18 protein-coding genes and 3 tRNA genes are annotated in these 17,017 nt (G+C 56.3%); 8 read left to right on the top strand and 13 right to left on the bottom strand.

Translation table 11 applies throughout. The annotated features are described in order from the left end of the window. The first annotated feature begins 17 nt into the window (after positions 1–17). Entirely contained in the window at positions 18–662 is a 645-nt protein-coding gene (locus MX657_RS03675; RefSeq protein ID WP_045631120.1) for a YtjB family periplasmic protein, read from the top strand. 39 nt (positions 663–701) lie between these two features. After that, entirely contained in the window at positions 702–1,718 is a 1,017-nt protein-coding gene (gene lplA, locus MX657_RS03670; protein ID WP_119916083.1) for a lipoate--protein ligase LplA, read from the top strand. A gap of 61 nt (positions 1,719–1,779) precedes the next feature. On the opposite strand, the gene deoD is transcribed toward lplA, so the two are convergent. From deoD to deoC, 4 genes are all read right to left on the bottom strand, one after another. Beyond that, a complete protein-coding gene (gene deoD / locus MX657_RS03665) occupies positions 1,780–2,502 on the bottom strand; it encodes a purine-nucleoside phosphorylase (RefSeq protein ID WP_010427122.1) in 723 nt (240 codons plus the stop codon). A gap of 88 nt (positions 2,503–2,590) precedes the next feature. Next, on the bottom strand, positions 2,591–3,814 hold the full coding sequence (gene deoB, locus MX657_RS03660) for a phosphopentomutase (RefSeq protein WP_028015441.1): 1,224 nt from the start codon (positions 3,812–3,814) through the stop codon (positions 2,591–2,593). 53 nt (positions 3,815–3,867) lie between these two features. Next, the gene (gene deoA / locus MX657_RS03655; protein ID WP_119916085.1) at positions 3,868–5,190 is read right to left on the bottom strand and encodes a thymidine phosphorylase; all 1,323 of its coding nucleotides are present in this window, start codon (positions 5,188–5,190) and stop codon (positions 3,868–3,870) included. Between the two features lie 109 nt (positions 5,191–5,299). Beyond that, on the bottom strand, positions 5,300–6,079 hold the full coding sequence (gene deoC / locus MX657_RS03650) for a deoxyribose-phosphate aldolase (RefSeq protein WP_214595427.1): 780 nt from the start codon (positions 6,077–6,079) through the stop codon (positions 5,300–5,302). Positions 6,080–6,340: 261 nt separating this feature from the next. Here deoC and MX657_RS03645 point away from each other — a divergent pair, with 261 nt between their 5' ends. Then, entirely contained in the window at positions 6,341–7,876 is a 1,536-nt protein-coding gene (locus tag MX657_RS03645; RefSeq protein WP_346807344.1) for a YjjI family glycine radical enzyme, read from the top strand. Further along, positions 7,851–8,711: a YjjW family glycine radical enzyme activase gene (locus tag MX657_RS03640; protein ID WP_346807342.1), complete on the top strand. Its 861-nt coding sequence runs from the start codon at positions 7,851–7,853 to the stop codon at positions 8,709–8,711. The genes MX657_RS03645 and MX657_RS03640 overlap by 26 nt, the downstream gene beginning before the upstream one ends. Here MX657_RS03640 and MX657_RS03635 read toward each other — a convergent pair. The 8 genes from MX657_RS03635 to MX657_RS03600 all read right to left on the bottom strand — a co-directional run bounded on the left by MX657_RS03635 (position 8,706) and on the right by MX657_RS03600 (position 15,069). Further along, on the bottom strand, positions 8,706–9,488 hold the full coding sequence (locus MX657_RS03635) for a TatD family hydrolase (RefSeq protein ID WP_080328971.1): 783 nt from the start codon (positions 9,486–9,488) through the stop codon (positions 8,706–8,708). The two genes, MX657_RS03640 and MX657_RS03635, sit on opposite strands and share 6 nt — an antisense overlap. Continuing rightward, the gene (locus MX657_RS03630) at positions 9,485–10,537 is read right to left on the bottom strand and encodes a patatin-like phospholipase family protein (protein WP_346807339.1); all 1,053 of its coding nucleotides are present in this window, start codon (positions 10,535–10,537) and stop codon (positions 9,485–9,487) included. Before MX657_RS03630 ends, MX657_RS03635 begins: the two co-directional genes overlap by 4 nt. Positions 10,538–10,657: 120 nt before the next feature. Beyond that, the gene (locus MX657_RS03625) at positions 10,658–10,819 is read right to left on the bottom strand and encodes a DUF1328 domain-containing protein (RefSeq protein ID WP_003856556.1); all 162 of its coding nucleotides are present in this window, start codon (positions 10,817–10,819) and stop codon (positions 10,658–10,660) included. Positions 10,820–10,947: 128 nt separating this feature from the next. Next, on the bottom strand, positions 10,948–11,565 hold the full coding sequence (osmY, locus tag MX657_RS03620) for a molecular chaperone OsmY (protein WP_346807336.1): 618 nt from the start codon (positions 11,563–11,565) through the stop codon (positions 10,948–10,950). Between the two features lie 300 nt (positions 11,566–11,865). Next, the gene (gene prfC, locus MX657_RS03615) at positions 11,866–13,455 is read right to left on the bottom strand and encodes a peptide chain release factor 3 (RefSeq protein WP_080328968.1); all 1,590 of its coding nucleotides are present in this window, start codon (positions 13,453–13,455) and stop codon (positions 11,866–11,868) included. A 91-nt stretch (positions 13,456–13,546) separates the two neighbouring features. After that, positions 13,547–14,224, bottom strand: coding sequence for a pyrimidine 5'-nucleotidase (yjjG, locus tag MX657_RS03610; RefSeq protein WP_346807333.1), 678 nt, complete (start codon positions 14,222–14,224; stop codon positions 13,547–13,549). A gap of 19 nt (positions 14,225–14,243) precedes the next feature. Beyond that, positions 14,244–14,687: a ribosomal protein S18-alanine N-acetyltransferase gene (gene rimI / locus MX657_RS03605; RefSeq protein ID WP_217479478.1), complete on the bottom strand. Its 444-nt coding sequence runs from the start codon at positions 14,685–14,687 to the stop codon at positions 14,244–14,246. Beyond that, on the bottom strand, positions 14,656–15,069 hold the full coding sequence (locus MX657_RS03600; protein WP_080328965.1) for a DNA polymerase III subunit psi: 414 nt from the start codon (positions 15,067–15,069) through the stop codon (positions 14,656–14,658). Before MX657_RS03600 ends, rimI begins: the two co-directional genes overlap by 32 nt. Positions 15,070–15,171: 102 nt before the next feature. On the opposite strand from MX657_RS03600, the gene rsmC reads away from it, so the two are divergent. The 4 genes from rsmC (at position 15,172) to MX657_RS03580 (ending at position 16,695) form a co-directional block, all read left to right on the top strand. After that, a complete protein-coding gene (rsmC, locus tag MX657_RS03595) occupies positions 15,172–16,200 on the top strand; it encodes a 16S rRNA (guanine(1207)-N(2))-methyltransferase RsmC (protein ID WP_119916092.1) in 1,029 nt (342 codons plus the stop codon). 174 nt (positions 16,201–16,374) lie between these two features. Then, positions 16,375–16,461: transfer RNA gene (locus MX657_RS03590), tRNA-Leu, on the top strand. Between the two features lie 28 nt (positions 16,462–16,489). Next, a tRNA-Leu gene (locus MX657_RS03585) sits at positions 16,490–16,576 on the top strand. A gap of 32 nt (positions 16,577–16,608) precedes the next feature. Continuing rightward, positions 16,609–16,695, top strand: a tRNA-Leu gene (locus MX657_RS03580). 41 nt (positions 16,696–16,736) lie between these two features. Here MX657_RS03580 and MX657_RS03575 read toward each other — a convergent pair. Next, entirely contained in the window at positions 16,737–17,006 is a 270-nt protein-coding gene (locus MX657_RS03575) for a DUF1435 domain-containing protein (RefSeq protein WP_208861684.1), read from the bottom strand. Positions 17,007–17,017 lie beyond the last annotated feature (11 nt).

Raw genomic sequence — 17,017 nt, 5'->3', positions numbered from 1 at the left:
TTTTCAGCAGGTGGAATATGGCTCGCGCAAAACTGAAATTCCGGCTTCATCGCGCCGTGATTGTCCTGATCTGTCTCGCACTGTTAGTCGCATTGATGCAAGGGGCATCCTGGTTTAGCCAGAACCATCAGCGGCAGCGCAACCCGCAGTTTGAAGAACTGGCCCGCACCCTGGCGCGGCAGGTGACGCTCAACGTTGCGCCCCTGATGCGCAATGAAACGCCGGACGATAAGCGGATAGGCCAGGTCTTGCGTCAGCTCACTGAGAACAGCCGCATTCTGGATGCGGGCGTATACGATGAAAAAGGCGACCTGATTGCCCGCGCCGGTGAGCACGTCGACGTGCGTGACAGGCTGGCACTGGACGGCAAAAAAGCGGGAGGCTATTTCAACCAGCAGATTGTCGAACCCGTTCAGGGTAAAAACGGCCCGCTGGGCTATCTGCGCCTGACGCTGGATACCCACACCCTGCCAACCGAAGCCAAGCAGGTGGATAACACCACCAATATTCTGCGCCTGATGCTATTACTCTCGCTGGCGATTGGTGTTGTGCTGGCGCGCACGTTGCTCCAGGGCAAGCGCACTCGCTGGCAGCAATCACCCTTCCTGTTAACCGCCAGCAAGTCGGTTCCCGAAGACGAAGAGAGCGAAAAGAAGGAATAGTGATAAAGTAGGCGGATGATTCGGAAAAGGAACTCTGCCATGACGACGTTACGCCTGCTTATCTCTGACTCTTACGATCCCTGGTTTAATCTCGCGGTGGAAGAGTGCATCTTCCGCCAGATGCCCGCGACCCAGCGCGTGCTGTTTCTCTGGCGTAATGCCGATACAGTGGTCATTGGCCGCGCGCAAAACCCGTGGAAAGAGTGCAATACGCGGCGCATGGAAGAGGACAACGTCCGTCTGGCTCGCCGCAGCAGCGGCGGCGGCGCGGTGTTTCACGATCTGGGTAATACCTGCTTTACCTTTATGGCGGGCAAACCGGAGTACGATAAAACCATCTCTACCTCGATTGTGCTCAACGCGCTGAATTCGCTCGGCGTGACGGCAGAGGCGTCCGGGCGGAACGACCTGGTGGTGAGAACTCCCGAGGGCGACCGGAAGGTCTCCGGCTCCGCCTACCGCGAAACGATGGATCGCGGCTTCCACCACGGCACCCTGCTGCTGAACGCCGACCTGAGCCGTCTGGCGAATTACCTCAATCCTGACAAGAAAAAGCTACAGGCTAAGGGGATTACCTCCGTACGTGGACGCGTGGCAAATCTGGTGGAGCTGCTGCCAGGGATTACGCACGAGCAGATTTGCGATGCGATCCGTGAGGCATTCTTTGAACATTACGGCGAGCGCGTCGAAGCGGAAGTGATTTCACCGGATAAAACCCCGGATCTGCCCAACTTCGCCGAAACCTTTGCCCGCCAGAGCAGTTGGGAGTGGAACTTCGGTCAGGCACCTGCATTTTCGCACCTGCTGGACGAGCGCTTCACCTGGGGCGGCGTGGAGCTGCATTTTGACGTCGAGAAAGGCCATATCACCCGCACGCAGGTGTTCACGGACAGTCTGAACCCGGCACCGCTGGAGGCGCTGGCGGCACGTCTGCAGGGCTGTTTGTATCGGGCAGATATGCTGCAACAGGAGTGTGACGCGTTACTTATTGATTTCCCGGAACAGGAACAAGAGTTGCGGGACTTATCGGCATGGATTGCACAGGCGGTACGCTAGGTGCGGTCTGGTGCCCTCATCCCGGCCCTCTCCCACAGGGAGAGGGAGGGAAGAGACTGAATTACTCTTTATCGCCCAGCAGAACGGATTCCAGCGCGATTTTGATCATGTCGTTGAAGGTGGTCTGACGCTCGGCAGCGGTGGTCTGCTCGTGGGTACGGATGTGGTCAGACACGGTGCAGATGGTCAGCGCTTTCGCACCAAACTCAGCCGCCACGCCGTAGATGCCTGCCGCTTCCATTTCCACGCCCAGGATGCCGTATTTTTCCATCACGTCGAACATCTCGCCGCCGTCCGGCGCATAGAACAGGTCAGCCGAGAAGATGTTACCTACGCGTGCTTCAACGCCCAGCGCTTTTGCCGCGTCAACCGCGTCACGCACCATGCCGAAGTCTGCAATCGCCGCGAAGTCATGGTCTTTGAAACGCATACGGTTCACTTTGGAATCGGTGCAGGCACCCATGCCGATAACGATATCGCGCAGCTTAACGTCCATACGCACCGCGCCGCAGGAGCCCACGCGGATGATTTTCTTCACGCCGAAGTCGGTGATCAGCTCTTTGGTGTAGATGGAGCAGGATGGGATACCCATGCCGTGGCCCATGACGGAGATTTTGCGGCCTTTATAGGTACCGGTGAAGCCCAGCATGCCGCGCACGTTGTTCACTTCACGCACGTCTTCCAGGAAGGTTTCTGCAATGTGCTTCGCGCGCAGCGGGTCGCCCGGCATCAATACGACGTCAGCGAAATCACCCATTTCTGCGTTAATGTGAGGAGTTGCCATCTTCAGTTCCTTTCAAATTGTTTATTCTTTTCACCCTCTCCCTGTGGGAGAGGGCCGGGGTGAGGGCATCAGACCGCACCCAATCCGTTTAGAACATAGCCTTGCCATATTCCATGTCAGACGTGCCAAAGTATTTCGCAATGGTCTGGCCGATGTCCGCGAAGGTTTCACGGTGACCGAGCGAACCCGGCTTCACTTTCGGGCCGTACACCAGTACCGGAATGTGCTCACGGGTGTGGTCGGTACCGGTCCAGGTTGGGTCACAGCCGTGGTCCGCGGTCAGGATTAGAATGTCATCTTCACCCACCAGTTCCATCAGCTCCGGCAGACGGCGGTCGAACAGTTCCAGACCGGCAGCATAACCTGCGACGTCACGACGGTGGCCCCAGGAGGAGTCGAAGTCCACGAAGTTGGTGAAGACAATGGTCTTGTCGCCCGCTTCCTTCATCTCTTTGATGGTGGCATCGAACAGCGCATCCAGACCGGTGGCTTTCACTTTTTTGGTGATACCGCAGTTGGCGTAGATATCTGCGATTTTACCCACGGACACCACGTGGCCGCCTTTCTCGTCGACCAGCTTCTGCAGCACGGTTGGTGCCGGTGGCTCAACGGCCAGGTCGTGACGGTTACCGGTACGCTGGAAGTTACCCGCTTTGTCGCCGATAAACGGACGCGCGATCACGCGGCCAATGTTGTAGCCGCCTTCGGTCAGCTCTTCACGGGCGATTTCGCACAGCTCGTAGAGTTTATCCAGACCAAACGTCTCTTCGTGGCAGGCGATCTGGAACACGGAGTCAGCGGAGGTGTAGAAAATCGGCTTGCCGGTTTTCATATGCTCTTCGCCGAGCTGATCCAGAATCACGGTACCGGAAGAGTGGCAGTTACCGAGGTAGCCCGGCAGGTTGGCACGCTTCACCAGCTTATCCAGCAGCTCCTGCGGGAAGCTGTTCTCGTGATCGGAGAAGTAACCCCAGTCAAACAGAACCGGCACGCCGGCGATTTCCCAGTGACCAGACGGGGTGTCTTTCCCGGAAGAAAGCTCGTGCGCCCATGCATAGGCACCCACCACTTCCGCGTTGCCGTCCATACCGGCTGCGATTTTACCGGTAGAACCTTCATGCGCTTTTACCAGCCCGAGGCGGGTCAGGTTAGGTAGAGTCAGAGGGCCTTTACGACCGTTATCCGCTTCGCCTTTTGCACAGGCTTCCGCGATGTGACCCATGGTATCGGAACCCACGTCACCAAAACGTTCTGCATCTTCGGTTGCGCCGATGCCGAATGAGTCCAGCACCATAATAAATGCACGTTTCATAATTGTTCTCCGTACTTAGTGCTTCATAAAAATGCGATCAGATCAGTATACCGCTATTCGGTGATACGACGATAGACCGTCGGTGTGGTTTCCGGTGCTTTATCGTCAAGAGATATTGCCGCCTTCACCGCTTTCGCCGCATCCTGCCAGCTGGCTTCGTCTTTGGCGTGGATCACCGCCAGCGGACGCTGACCGTCAACGCTGTCGCCCAGACGGGCCATATCGGTAAAGCCGACGCTGTAATCAATGGTGTCCGATGCCTGACGGCGACCGCCGCCCATAGACACGACAGCCATGCCGAGCGCGCGGGTGTCCATTGCCGAGACAAAACCTTCGCCATCCGCATAAACAGCTTTGCTGAGCATCGCGGTCGGCAGGTATTTCGCGTAGTTTTCAACGAAGTCGGTCGGGCCTTTTTGCGCGGCCACCATGCGGCCAAAGATCTCCGCCGCTTTGCCGTTGTCCAGTACCGCCTGCAGCTTCGCGCGGGCGTCGGCATCGTCTTTGGCGAGCTTGCCGGAGATGAGCATCTCCACGCACAGCGCCATGGTGACGTCGAACAGGCGCGGGTTACGGTATTCGCCCGTGAGGAACTGCACGGCTTCGCGGACTTCAACGGCGTTACCGGCGCTGGAGGCCAGTACCTGGTTCATGTCGGTCAGCAGCGCGGTGGTGCGCACGCCCGCGCCGTTGGAGACGCCAACGATCGCTTCGGCCAGCGCCTCAGAGAGTTCATAGGTCGGCATAAACGCGCCGCTGCCTACCTTCACGTCCATCACCAGCGCGTCCAGCCCTTCTGCCAGCTTTTTGGCAAGAATCGACGCGGTGATCAGCGGGATGGAATCGACGGTCGCGGTAATGTCACGCGTCGCGTAGAAACGCTTGTCTGCCGGCGCAAGAGAGCTGGTCTGGCCGATAATCGCCACGCCAACGTCTTTAATAATGTCGCGGAAGCGGTTGTCATCCGGGAAGATATCGAAGCCCGGGATGGCTTCCAGTTTGTCGAGCGTACCACCGGTGTGGCCCAGGCCGCGCCCGGAAATCATTGGGATGTAACCGCCGCAGGCTGCCACCATAGGGCCGAGCATCAGTGAAGTCACATCACCCACGCCGCCGGTGGAGTGTTTGTCAACGATTGGGCCGTTGAGGTTGAGGCTTTTCCAGTCCAGAACGGTTCCTGAATCTCGCATCGCCATGGTCAGCGACACGCGCTCAGGCATCGACATATCGTGGAAGAAGATGGTCATCGCCAGAGCCGCAATCTGCCCTTCAGAGATGGTGTTATCACGAATGCCGTTGATGAAAAAGCGAATTTCTTCGTCGCTTAATGCATGACCATCACGTTTTTTACGAATAATTTCTTGTGCGAGAAACACGGTAACCTCCATGCGGAATCGGGGGAGTTGTGGCGGGTGGCGCTACGCTTACCCGCCCTACGATCCTGTAGGCCGGATAAGCGAAGCGTCATCCGGCATTGTCTGGCAATCAGTAACTGCTTGCGCTCTTACCGTCGCCGTGACCCAACGCTTTCAACAGGCTGGCCAGAAGGCTGGACGCGCCAAAGCGGTAGTGGCGGGAATCGGCCCAGTCGGCGCCGAACAGCTTGTCGGCAATCGCCAGGAACTGCTGCGCATCTTCTGCTGTACGCACGCCGCCAGCAGGTTTGAAGCCAACGGTTTTGGACACGCCCATATCACGGATAACTTCCATCATGATGCGCGCGCTTTCCGGGGTAGCGTTGACCGGCACTTTACCGGTAGAGGTTTTGATGAAATCCGCACCGGCTTTGATGGAGATTTCAGACGCTTTACGAATCAGCGCCTCTTCTTTCAGCTCGCCGGTTTCGATGATCACTTTTAGCAGCACGTTTGCCGCCGCACACGCGTCTTTACAGGCTTTCACCAGGTCAAAACCGACCTGCTCGTTGCCCGCGATCAGCGCGCGGTACGGGAACACCACGTCAACTTCGTCTGCGCCGTAGGCAATGGCCGCACGGGTTTCCGCCAGCGCGATCTCGATATCGTCGTTGCCGTGCGGGAAGTTAGTGACGGTTGCAATGCGCACGTCCGGCGTACCCTGCTCTTTCAACGTTTTGCGGGCAATCGGGATAAAGCGCGGGTAGATACAGACGGCGGCGGTGTTACCCACTGGCGTTTTCGCCTGATGGCACAGGGCGATGACTTTCTCATTGGTGTCGTCATCGTTCAGGGTGGTCAGGTCCATCAGTTTCAACGCGCGCAGGCTGCTTGCAGTTAAATCGGTCATAACATTCTCCAACGGCAGTGCCGTATAAATTTTACCTTGCGGATCTGTGAGTATTCTAACATTCACCCGCATCCACACTTCGACATTCATCACAGTTAATGAAAACTTCGTACAAATTTGCATTACTGTAATGAGATCTTCTTCAAACTTTAGGGCAAGAATTGCTGGCTAAAGCAGCGATACCCCCTGTCGGATCAAAAGCGCCGGCAGGCTGGCTTCCTACAATTCACTCACCATCCGCAGACCCTCAAGGAAGTGAACATGCCCGACGCCCTGCAACAACGTTGCCAGCACATTGTGACAAGCCCGGTGTTAACCCCGGAACAAAAACGTCATTTTCTGGCGCTGGAAGCGGAAAATTATCTGCCCTACCCGACGCTATCTCCGGCGGCCCGCGCCGCGCTGGACGAGGGGTTTATCTGCGACATGTTCGAAGGCCACGCGCCCTACAAACCGCGCTACGTGCTGCCGGATTATGAAAAATTCCTGGCTAACGGTTCGGAATGGCTGGAGCTGGAAGGCGCAAAAGATCTTGATGACGCCCTCTCGCTGTTAACTATTCTCTATCACTATGTTCCTTCCGTCACATCCATGCCGGTCTATCTGGGGCAGCTTGATGCGATACTGAAGCCGTATGTTAGAATTCTAACACAAGAAGAAATCGATAGCCGAATAAAACGTTTCTGGCGCTATCTCGACAGAACGCTGCCCGATGCGTTTATGCACGCCAATATCGGCCCCGCCGACGGCCCAGTCACCCGTGCCATTCTGCGCGCAGATGCAGAACTGCAGCAGGTCGCACCGAACCTGACGTTTATCTACGATCCAGATATCACCCCGGACGATTTGCTGCTTGAGGTGGCAAAAAACATCTGCGAATGCAGCAAACCGCATATTTCTAATGGCCCGGTGAATGATAAAATTTTCACAAAAGGCCGCTATGGCGTCGTGAGCTGTTACAACTCTCTGCCGCTGGCGGGCGGTGGCAGTACGCTGGTGCGCCTTAATCTCAAGGCCATTGCCGAACACAGCGCATCGGTTGACGACTTCTTCACCCGCACGCTTCCGCACTACTGCCAGCAGCAAATCGCCATCATCAATGCCCGCTGTGATTTTCTGTATCAGCAATCCGGCTTCTTTGAGAATAGCTTCCTGGTGAAAGAGGGGCTGATTGATGCCGATCGGTTTGTGCCGATGTTTGGCATGTACGGTCTGGCGGAAGCGGTGAACGCGCTCTGTGAAAAGGAGAGCAGTGAAGGCCGTTACGGGAAAGACGAGCGGGCTAACGCACTGGGCTACCGCATCAGCGAGCAGCTGGCGGCGTTTGTGGAAAACACACCGGTAAAACACGGCTGGAAAAAACGCGCGATGCTGCACGCGCAGTCTGGGATCAGCTCCGACTCGGGCACCACGCCGGGCGCGCGTCTGCCCTACGGCGACGAGCCGGATCCCATCAGTCATCTGCTGGCCGTAGCGCCGCACCATAAACACTATCACTCCGGGATCAGCGATATTCTCACCCTGGAGGAGACGGTAAAACGCAATCCGCAGGCGGTGGTTCAGCTTTGCCTGGGGGCATTCAGGGCCGGAATGCGTGAGTTCACCGCGAATGTGGCGGGTAACGATCTGGTCCGCGTCACTGGCTATATGGTTCGCTTGTCGGATCTGGAGAAATACCGGGAAGCGGGTTCAAGAACCAACACCACGTGGCTGGGTGAAGAGGCCGCGCGTAATACGCGCATTCTGGAACGTCAGCCGCGCGTGATAAGCCATGAACAGCAGATGCGCTTTAGTTAGTCAGGTCATTCCTTTTTCCTGCGTGGACGGGCCGGGCAGCCGCCTGGCGCTGTTCCTGCAGGGCTGCAACCTGCGCTGTAAAACCTGCCATAACCCGTGGACGATCGGTCGCTGCAACGACTGTGGGGACTGCGTGCCCCACTGCCCGCACGACGCGCTGACCATTCAGGCCGGACGCGTCTGGTGGCAGGAGAGTGAATGCCAGCAGTGCGATACTTGCCTGCACCTGTGCCAGCAGCAGGCAACGCCCATGGCGCACCGCCTGAGCGTGGAGGAAATCCTCACACAGATCCGAAAAGCCGCCCCCTTTATCGAAGGGATCACCGTGAGCGGCGGCGAAGCCACAACCCAACTGCCGTTTTTGATCGCCCTGTTCAGCGCGATCAAAGCCGATCCCGCCTTGCGCCACCTCACCTGCCTGGTCGACAGCAACGGTCTGCTAAGTGAAACCGGCTGGCAAAAACTGCTGCCGGTAATGGATGGCGCGATGCTGGATCTCAAAGCGTGGGGGAATGAACATCACCGTTTCCTGACCGGGCGCGAAAACCCGCAGATTAAAGAGAGCATCCGCTGGCTGGCAGACCGTGACCGTTTGACGGAGCTCCGCCTGCTGGTTATTCCGGAGCTGAGTGATTATCTGGAACATATCAAACCGTTGATCGCGTTTATCAACGGGCTGGGGAATGTTCCGGTGCGTATTAACGCGTTTCATGCTCACGGAGTTTACGGCGAGGCGGCATCATGGCGCAGCGCCACGCCGGAGGATATTGAGCCCCTGGCATCGGCGCTGGAAACACAGAAGATAAGGGTAATCCGCCCTGCGCTTTATCTATAGCGTGATGCCAAATACGGCGCGGGTATTTTCCAGCAGCGCACTGGCAATGACCTCTTCAGGTTCCTGACGCAGTTCGCACAGCACATCAAAAACGCGCGCCGCCTGTTCCGGGCGATTCGGCTGGCCCTGAAAACCATTCAGCGGCATATCCGGCGCGTCGGTTTCCAGCAGGAGCGCCGACAACGGCAGCTGCGCCATCACATCGCGGGTTTTACTGGCGCGCGGATAGGTGATGGTGCCACCGACGCCAATTTTATATCCCAGCTCAATAAAACGCTGCGCCTGCTGCAGGCTACCGGCGAAACCGTGCACAACGCCCCTGCGCGGCAGGTCAATGCGCTTCAGGTGCATCGCCAGTTTGTCATGGGTGCGTCGGGAGTGGAGGATCACCGGCAGGTCGTGACGCTTCGCCAGCCGAAGCTGCGCGTCGAGGATCGTCTGCTGGCGTTCAAACTGCGGATCTTCACGATAAAGATCGAGGCCGATCTCACCGATGGCGACAAGTTTTTCTCCGGCACTTTGCAGCACCCGATCCAGCTCTTCAAGATGCTCATCACGATGGCGCTCAATCACTATTGGGTGCAGACCGAGCGCGGCATAAAGCGCGGGGTATCGCGTGGAAAGATCCAGCACGCGTGAAAAATAGGCCGCTTCAACGGACGGCACAATGATGGCCTGCACGCCTGCTTCGGCAGCCTTCGTAATGCTTTGCGCTTCATCTCCGGTAAACGGCGGGAAATCAAAGTGGCAGTGGGTATCAACAAAGCTGTGCGTCACGCCAGATCCTCGTTATCCAGTAAAGCATCATTCGCCTGGGGGATATCCACCAGCGGCATCGTCAGGGCGTCGTTGGCGACAATCGCGGGTGGCATAATAATGCGTTTATGCCGATGAAGCGGCGGTTGCTCGGCCAGCATTTTTCCGACCGTCGCCAGGAAGTAACGCCCGCACAATCGCCCCGTTTTATAATCCATGCGCAGCGCAGGCACGCGGCTGCCCAGCGCCATGCTGGCCAGCGGCTTAGGCGGATAGATTTCGAAAATGCGTAACTTACCCGGCGGTTTTTCAATGAAACGCTGCATCGCGCCGTAGGTGGTTTCATGCTGCTTCGCGATGTTCACCAGCGGCTGCAGGCTGCTGTCGCCCAGCCAGCGCTCCATGCGTTTAAACCACTGCGGCGTATAGTACATTTGCGACGGCACGGTGCGGATCACCACGATGGTTTTCGCCCCGCGTCGCGCGGCTTCCTGCACCGGTACCGCGTCGCTGATGCCCCCGTCCAGATAGCTGATGCCGTCCAGCAGCGCGCCGGTACGATAAAAACCGGGAATGGCGCTGGAGGCGCGAATGATATCCAGCCAGTTCTCCTTCTGCGGAGAAAAATACCCCGGCGAATAGTCATCCCCCCGGCTGGCGCACATCCAGAATTCTTTGCCGCCATCAAACAGCCGGGCAGCGGTATCCATGGCCAGCGGCATCTGGCTGGAGGTCGACTCCAGCAGCCAGTCGAGATCGATCAGGTTCCCGCCGCGCACAAAGCGCACCGGATTAAAAAATTCTTTCGCCGTGGTGTAGCGCATAATGACCTTTCGCGCGTAGCCGGGCTGGTTACAGACATAGGCAGAGAGGTTCTGCGCGCCGGCAGAGGTGCCAAAGTAGAGGTCAAACGGGTTGAACTGCGCGCGCATAAATTCATCCAGCACGCCGGCGGTGAAAATGCCGCGCTGCCCGCCCCCCTCGCAGACCAGTGCGAGTTGACCCGCGCGAAACGGTTTTAACGTCAGCGGCGCAATATTGCCGAGCGTAACGGGAATTCGTTGCCCCACCTCTGCTTTCCTGTTTTGATTATTTTATCACTCCACAGTAACGCACCCGACCTGTAACGCAAATAAGAAAAAGCCAGTCGCAGTGACTGGCTTTATTTTGTTTAAGGAATATTGCGTTTGCTACGGACGTCTACGACCCGTAAACAGGCTGACCAGGAACAGAATAATACCCACAACGAAGACAATTTTAGCTGCCCATGCCGCTGTACCTGCCAGTCCACCAAAGCCCAATGCGGCGGCAATTAACGCGATAACCAGAAATATAATGCCCCAACGAAACATAAGCTTCTCCTTTACCATAGTTAATGTCGGCCGCTAAACGTGAGCGCTCAGGTCACTCACCGGCGTTTTTCCAGAGTCGTTCTTATTTCGCCAGCAGGGGTTAAACCTTACGGGCGAATGGTCCAGATTTACTTCGTTTTCAGATCGTTTTTAACGCTTTTCACACCATCAATCGCTTTCGCAATTGACTCGGCGCGTTCACTTTGCGCCTGTGAATCAACCGTACCGGAAAGCTGCACCACGCCATCGGTGGTTTCCACTTTCACCTTACGGGACGGTACGATGTCATCTGCTAACAGTTTAGCTTTGATTTCGCTGGTGGTTGCCGCATCCCCGGCATAACCTTTCACCGAGGCGTCTTTGCTGTCGCGAACGTGCAGCTTATCGCTCACGGACGCAACGCCTTCGACACCCTTAGCGACTTTCACAGCCTGTTCTGCCTGAGCCTGGCTTTCCACGAAGCCGCTCAGCGTGACCACTTTCTTATCGGTCTTAACGGAAATGTCGGTGCTCTTGATGGCTTCATCATCCACCAGTGCGGCTTTCACTTTTGCTGTGATAGAGCTGTCGTCCATGAAATTACCGACTTTATTCATAGAGCTATCGATTTTTTGCCCTGCGGTATCGGCCGTGGACTGCGCTTTATCCATGGTGCTGCTTTCCGCGAGGGCGGAACCGCTAACCAGAACGCTACCCAGTGTTACAGCCAGCAGAGTTTTAGAAATCTTCAGTCTTGTCATATTCATCGATGTATTCCTGTGTTTTACCCGTTATTCGGGCTACATACTTCCTTAGTAGTTTTATATATTGCGAATAAACACACGGGTGAAATGGAGAACCAATCGACATGCATTGAACAGTTAATTCATCCACGCCCGGTGCTAAACACTGAGTTAAATATAGATCACTCTCACAATGCCGCTTTCAGAATTGAGTAAAAAACGGTCGAATAGCGTGAAATTGCGGTGAATTAAGAACATTCCGCAAGGGACTAATAAGACAGGAATAAAAGAAGAGCACGGCGATTGCCGTGCTCTGGGACGGGATTAGTGTTCGCGCGTTTTGCGGAACTGAACGTCTGGATAACGTTCCTGCGTCAGGTTCAGGTTTACCATCGTTGGGGCAATATAGGTCAGGTTGTCGCCGCCATCCAGCGCCAGCTGAATTTCGTTCTTACGCTTAAATTCTTCGAATTTCTTCACGTCAGAACACTCAACCCAGCGCGCCGTCGCCACGTTCACTGACTCGTAAATCGCTTCAACGTTGTATTCGCTCTTCAGACGCGCAACGACCACGTCGAACTGCAGCACACCGACCGCACCAACGATCAGATCGTTGTTGGCGATTGGGCGGAACACCTGCACGGCACCCTCTTCGGAGAGCTGAACCAGGCCTTTCAGCAGCTGTTTCTGCTTCAGCGGATCGCGCAGACGAATGCGACGGAACAGTTCCGGTGCGAAGTTCGGAATACCGGTGAACTTCATCATCTCGCCCTGGGTGAAGGTATCGCCGATCTGGATTGTACCGTGGTTATGCAGACCGATGATGTCGCCCGGATACGCTTCTTCTACATGGGAGCGATCGCCCGCCATAAAGGTCAACGCGTCGGAAATCACCACGTCTTTACCGATACGCACCTGGCGCAGCTTCATGCCCTTTTCATATTTACCGGAAACCACGCGCATGAAAGCCACGCGGTCGCGGTGTTTCGGGTCCATGTTGGCCTGAATTTTGAACACGAAGCCGGTGAATTTCTCTTCCTGCGCTTCCACTTCACGGGTGTCGGTTTTACGCGGCATCGGGCGCGGCGCCCACTCCACCAGACCGTCCAGCATGTGGTCAACGCCGAAGTTACCCAGCGCGGTACCGAAGAAGACCGGAGTGATTTCACCGCTCAGGAACAGCTCTTTGTCGAACTCGTGAGACGCGCCCTTCACCAGCTCCAGCTCGTCGCGCAGCTGCGCGGCCAGCTCTTCGCCAACGGCGGCATCGAGATCCGGGTTGTCCAGACCTTTCACAATGCGCACTTCCTGAATGGTGTGACCTTTACCGGTCTGGTACAGGTAAGTTTCGTCTTTATAAAGGTGATAAACCCCTTTGAACAGCTTACCGCAGCCGATTGGCCAGGTGATTGGCGCACAGGCGATCTTCAGCTCGTTTTCCACTTCATCCATCAGCTCCATCGGGTCGCGGATGTCACGGTCGAGTTTGTTCATAAAGGTGAGGATCGGCGTATCGCGCAGGCGGGTAACTTCCATCAGCTTGCGGGTCCGGTCTTCTACACCTTTCGCGGCGTCGATCACCATCAGACAGCAGTCCACTGCCGTCAGGGTACGGTAGGTATCTTCGGAGAAGTCTTCGTGGCCCGGGGTGTCCAGCAGGTTCACCAGGCAGTCGTGATACGGGAACTGCATCACGGAGGTGGTAATCGAAATACCACGCTGCTTTTCCATCTCCATCCAGTCAGATTTTGCATGCTGGCTGGAGCCACGGCCTTTAACGGTACCCGCAGTCTGGATCGCCTGTCCGAACAGCAACACCTTCTCGGTGATGGTCGTTTTACCGGCATCCGGGTGCGAGATAATGGCAAAAGTACGGCGCTTGGCCACCTCTTGCAGATAAGGAGACAACGTCATAATTAAATCTTCTTTTATAAGCGCGGCAGCACGCCACGCATCATGGAATACAAAATTGCGGCTATTTTACCCATCAACGGGGGGCAGGCAATCATTGTTTACACAGGAGTTGCTCCAGTTCGGTCAATGACGTGACGGTCCAGGTCGGCTCAATGCCTTCCGGCAGTACGCGGCCATGCGCATTTAGCCAGACGGTCGACAAACCTGACCTTATACCGCCAAGAATATCAGACTCTGCGGTATCCCCCACCATCAGGACGCGATCGCGGTCGGGATTTCCGGCCTGCGCCAGCGCATAGTCGAAAATACGCGGGTCAGGCTTCGGTACGCCCACCTCTTCGGAGATCACCAGCGCGTTGAAATAATCGCGCAGGCCGGTGCGCTCCAGGCGGATTTGCTGCAGCGCGGTAAAGCCGTTGGTAATGATCCCAAGCTTCACCTTACCTTTGAGCGCGTTCAGCAGCGAGACCGCGCCCGGCAGCGGGGCGCAAATATCCGCCATCGCATTCAGAAAAGCCTCGTTTAGCAAGCCTGGGCTCACGTTTAAGCGCTCCGCCCAGACGTCAAACCGCTGATGCTGAAGCTGTAACGCAGTGATGGCACCGTTCTGGTAATCCACCCACAGCGGCTTGTTCACCGCCTGATAGTCCTGAAAATCTTCAGCGGTGAAGGTCACGCTATAGTCGAGAAACATCCGCTGTAGGCCGCCGAATGAGTCAAACGTAAACAGCGTTTCGTCGGCATCAAAGAAAATCCAGTCCCATTTCATCGTTACAACCTTATTTTCGTTATCCAATTGGCAGAGCCATTATGATGGCGTCTTCACGTCCCTCTGCGGTGGGGTAGTAGTTACGGCGGACTGTCGCCTCGTTAAAGCCTAAGCTTTCATAGAGCGCGATGGCGGCGACATTCGACGCGCGCACTTCCAGCCACAGGGTGAAAACGTCACGGGTTTCAAGCTCGCGGATGAGGTGCTCGAGCAGTTCCCTTCCCAGCCCGCGACGCTGATACGCAGGATCCACGGCGATGTTAAACAGCGTCGCCTCGTCAAGAACCACCTGCGTAATGGCGAACGCGGCCAGGGTGCCGTCAACGTCCAGACGGTAGTTCAAATACCGCTCGCCCTGATTGCTGGCAAACGTTTTTTCGCTCCACGGAAAGGCGTGGGCGCGTGTTTCGATCGCGAACGCTGCGGTCAGATCAGGCGTCGTGAGGGAAGAAATCGTGTTCATATTCGCAGATTTGTTGCCATAGCGCGCTGCGCGCCTTTGGATTGGCTTTCAGTTCGTCCAGCGCTGGCGAGCAGATCTGGCTCCCCTGGAGAGGCATGTCGTTTATCTCCCCGATGCGCCAGCTGTTACAGCGGCTTTCGGGAGGGAGCATCGCGACGCGTTCCGGCGTCAGCTGTAAAACCTCGTCGGCCGTCAGCTTCAGGCTGCGAAGGACATCGCCGATAAGGGGTTCATTCAGGGCAGGCAGTTCTTCCGCCACCATCACCAGCCGAACGTGCGCAGGGATGGAGATGGCGATCTCGCCCTGCAACGCCGTCGGGCGACGCAAGGCCCACTGGGTGATGCCCAGTTGCTGCAACTGCCAGTCTCGTCGGGATGTCATAGGGATAACTCCTGTCTCTCAGGCGCGCAAATATAGCAAATGTGTCGAAAGTGCGCCATCTACCTACTATAATCCCCGCCTGAGTTTATTGAGGAACAATTCATGTCTGCATTTACCCCGGCAAGTGAAGTCTTGCTGCGTCACAGTGATGATTTCGAAGAAAGCCGTATTCTGTTTGCCGGAGATATGCAGGATGACCTGCCCGCGCGTTTCGACTGTGCTGAAAGCCGTGCCCACACCCAATACTACCACCACTGGCAGGTGCTGAGCCGCCAGATGGGCGCGCGCGCGCGCTTCAGCCTGGTGGCAGAGCAGAGCGATATCGCCGACTGCGATACGCTGATTTACTACTGGCCGAAGAACAAGCCGGAAGCCCAGTTCCAGCTGATGAACCTGCTCTCCCTGCTGCCGGTCGGCTGTGATATTTTCGTGGTCGGTGAAAACCGCAGCGGCGTGCGCAGCGCTGAACAGATGCTGGAAGGCTACGCGCCGTTGAATAAAGTCGACAGCGCCCGCCGCTGTGGCCTTTATCATGGACGTCTGGAAAAACAGACAACCTTTGATGCACAGACCTACTGGGACGAGTACCAGCTTGACGGTCTGACCATCAAAACCCTGCCGGGCGTGTTCAGCCGTGACGCGCTGGATACGGGAAGCAAGCTGCTGCTCTCCACCCTGACGCCGCACACCAAGGGCAAGGTGCTGGACGTCGGCTGCGGAGCAGGCGTGCTTTCAACGGTACTTGCCAGCCATTCTCCAAAAGTGCGTTTAACCCTGTGTGACGTCAGCGCCCCGGCGGTAGAAGCCAGCCGCGCAACGCTTGCGGCCAACGGCATTGAAGGCGACGTGATTGCCAGTAACGTCTTCTCTGACGTCACCGGCCGCTTTGACATGATTATCTCCAATCCGCCGTTCCACGACGGGATGGAAACCAGCCTCGAAGCTGCGCAAACCCTGATCCGCGGCGCGACTCGCCACCTCAACAGCGGCGGCGAGCTTCGCATCGTCGCGAACGCCTTCCTGGCGTACCCGAAAGTGCTGGACGAAACCTTCGGCTTCCACGAGGTGATCGCCCAGACCGGTCGCTTTAAGGTCTACCGCACCGTGATGACGCGTCAGGCAAAGAAATAATTCGCCATGCAATCCAGGCCGGATAAGCGCCAGCGCCATCCGGCAAGCAGGTGTCTCAATTCCGGCCATTTTTGCAGCAATCAATAAAAGGCGCGCACTTTTCTGTTGACGTAATGCTGAAAACATCTAGAATGCGCCTCCGTGGTTACGATACTTTTACAGTATCGATGGTATGCGAAGGTGGCGGAATTGGTAGACGCGCTAGCTTCAGGTGTTAGTGTCCTTACGGATGTGGGGGTTCGAGTCCCCCCCCTCGCACCATAAATCACGTTGATATTGCTCGCACTGGGCGAAGGTGGCGGAATTGGTAGACGCGCTAGCTTCAGGTGTTAGTGTCCTTACGGATGTGGGGGTTCGAGTCCCCCCCCTCGCACCAACGAGGCGATATCAAAATAGTAAGATGACTGTGCGAAGGTGGCGGAATTGGTAGACGCGCTAGCTTCAGGTGTTAGTGTCCTTACGGATGTGGGGGTTCGAGTCCCCCCCCTCGCACCAATTATCTTATCTCCCTTCTGCAGTACCTCCTGTTTTCCCGGTTATTTGACACTCATCGTTATCACCAGAATTGCACTGATCAATGCGACACATGATGGCAGTAACACATAGTGACGTAGTTGCTTATGCCAGATCATGCCTGACGTCATCAGCAATCCTGACACAATGATGGCCTTCCAGCTTTCGATAGTGAGATCGGCAAACATCAAACCGCCAAGGATTACGCCCGGCAGCAATACTCCCCATGCACTTCCCAGCGCCCTGTTCAACATGCATCGCCCTTTCATAACGATAATGATAAACAATATCATATGATAAAAAT

It is taken from the genome of Enterobacter chuandaensis, from assembly GCF_039718975.1.
In the GTDB taxonomy this organism is placed as follows: Bacteria; Pseudomonadota; Gammaproteobacteria; order Enterobacterales; family Enterobacteriaceae; genus Enterobacter; species Enterobacter chuandaensis.
Note: the sequence above shows the minus strand (reverse complement) of the source record. Positions and strands in the feature narration are given on the sequence as shown.

Excerpts from the sequence above, each read along its gene's own strand:
- MX657_RS03675 (WP_045631120.1), top strand. The coding sequence starts at position 18 with ATGGCTCGCGCAAAACTGAAATTCCGGCTTCATCGCGCCGTGATTGTC.
- lplA (WP_119916083.1), top strand. The coding sequence starts at position 702 with ATGACGACGTTACGCCTGCTTATCTCTGACTCTTACGATCCCTGGTTT.
- deoD (WP_010427122.1), bottom strand. The coding sequence starts at position 2,502 with ATGGCAACTCCTCACATTAACGCAGAAATGGGTGATTTCGCTGACGTC.
- deoB (WP_028015441.1), bottom strand. The coding sequence starts at position 3,814 with ATGAAACGTGCATTTATTATGGTGCTGGACTCATTCGGCATCGGCGCA.
- deoC (WP_214595427.1), bottom strand. The coding sequence starts at position 6,079 with ATGACCGATTTAACTGCAAGCAGCCTGCGCGCGTTGAAACTGATGGAC.
- MX657_RS03645 (WP_346807344.1), top strand. The coding sequence starts at position 6,341 with ATGCCCGACGCCCTGCAACAACGTTGCCAGCACATTGTGACAAGCCCG.
- MX657_RS03640 (WP_346807342.1), top strand. The coding sequence starts at position 7,851 with ATGAACAGCAGATGCGCTTTAGTTAGTCAGGTCATTCCTTTTTCCTGC.
- MX657_RS03625 (WP_003856556.1), bottom strand. The coding sequence starts at position 10,819 with ATGTTTCGTTGGGGCATTATATTTCTGGTTATCGCGTTAATTGCCGCC.
- osmY (WP_346807336.1), bottom strand. The coding sequence starts at position 11,565 with ATGAATATGACAAGACTGAAGATTTCTAAAACTCTGCTGGCTGTAACA.
- prfC (WP_080328968.1), bottom strand. The coding sequence starts at position 13,455 with ATGACGTTGTCTCCTTATCTGCAAGAGGTGGCCAAGCGCCGTACTTTT.
- yjjG (WP_346807333.1), bottom strand. The coding sequence starts at position 14,224 with ATGAAATGGGACTGGATTTTCTTTGATGCCGACGAAACGCTGTTTACG.
- rimI (WP_217479478.1), bottom strand. The coding sequence starts at position 14,687 with ATGAACACGATTTCTTCCCTCACGACGCCTGATCTGACCGCAGCGTTC.
- MX657_RS03600 (WP_080328965.1), bottom strand. The coding sequence starts at position 15,069 with ATGACATCCCGACGAGACTGGCAGTTGCAGCAACTGGGCATCACCCAG.
- rsmC (WP_119916092.1), top strand. The coding sequence starts at position 15,172 with ATGTCTGCATTTACCCCGGCAAGTGAAGTCTTGCTGCGTCACAGTGAT.
- MX657_RS03575 (WP_208861684.1), bottom strand. The coding sequence starts at position 17,006 with ATGATATTGTTTATCATTATCGTTATGAAAGGGCGATGCATGTTGAAC.